This is a genomic window from Streptomyces sp. NPDC088923, assembly GCF_044749745.1.
In the GTDB taxonomy this organism is placed as follows: domain Bacteria; phylum Actinomycetota; class Actinomycetes; order Streptomycetales; family Streptomycetaceae; genus Streptomyces.
In genome coordinates this window covers 1-1,219 of the sequence record NZ_JBIVIO010000015.1, presented here as the reverse complement: position 1 = coordinate 1,219, position 1,219 = coordinate 1, and the positions used below count along the sequence as shown (strand labels likewise).

The following is a 1,219-nucleotide window of genomic DNA, read 5'->3' as shown; positions in this document are numbered from 1 at the left end:
GCCTGGTGATGGGTTTTACACCTTGAGCTGGGGGTGGCCGCAGAGACCAGCGAGAAGCGACTGTTTACTAAAAACACAGGTCCGTGCGAAGCCGTAAGGCGATGTATACGGACTGACGCCTGCCCGGTGCTGGAACGTTAAGGGGACCGGTTAGCTGACTTTCGGGTTGGCGAAGCTGAGAACTTAAGCGCCAGTAAACGGCGGTGGTAACTATAACCATCCTAAGGTAGCGAAATTCCTTGTCGGGTAAGTTCCGACCTGCACGAATGGCGTAACGACTTCTCGACTGTCTCAACCATAGGCCCGGTGAAATTGCATTACGAGTAAAGATGCTCGTTTCGCGCAGCAGGACGGAAAGACCCCGGGACCTTTACTACAGTTTGATATTGGTGTTCGGTTCGGCTTGTGTAGGATAGGTGGGAGACTGTGAAGCGGCCACGCCAGTGGTTGTGGAGTCGTTGTTGAAATACCACTCTGGTCGTGCTGGATGTCTAACCCGGGTCCGTGATCCGGATCGGGGACAGTGTCTGATGGGTAGTTTAACTGGGGCGGTTGCCTCCTAAAGAGTAACGGAGGCGCCCAAAGGTTCCCTCAGCCTGGTTGGTAATCAGGTGGTGAGTGTAAGTGCACAAGGGAGCTTGACTGTGAGACCGACGGGTCGAGCAGGGACGAAAGTCGGGACTAGTGATCCGGCGGTGGCTTGTGGAAGCGCCGTCGCTCAACGGATAAAAGGTACCCCGGGGATAACAGGCTGATCTTCCCCAAGAGTCCATATCGACGGGATGGTTTGGCACCTCGATGTCGGCTCGTCGCATCCTGGGGCTGGAGTCGGTCCCAAGGGTTGGGCTGTTCGCCCATTAAAGCGGTACGCGAGCTGGGTTTAGAACGTCGTGAGACAGTTCGGTCCCTATCCGCTGTGCGCGTAGGAATATTGAGAAGGGCTGTCCCTAGTACGAGAGGACCGGGACGGACGAACCTCTGGTGTGCCAGTTGTTCTGCCAAGGGCATGGCTGGTTGGCTACGTTCGGGAGGGATAACCGCTGAAAGCATCTAAGCGGGAAGCCTGCTTCGAGATGAGTATTCCCACCTCCTTGAGAGGGTAAGGCTCCCAGTAGACGACTGGGTTGATAGGCCGGATATGGAAGCCCTGTAAGGGGTGGAGTTGACCGGTACTAATAGGCCGAGGGCTTGTCCTCAGTTGCTCGCGTCCACTGTGTTG

General features: G+C 56.1%; 1 rRNA gene (cut by a window edge). It reads left to right on the top strand.

Features of this window, described 5'->3' with window-relative positions:
• Positions 1-1,196: ribosomal RNA gene (locus ACIP4O_RS30500) — 23S ribosomal RNA — on the top strand; it begins 1,374 nt to the left of the window's first position.
• Positions 1,197-1,219: the final 23 nt, after the last annotated feature.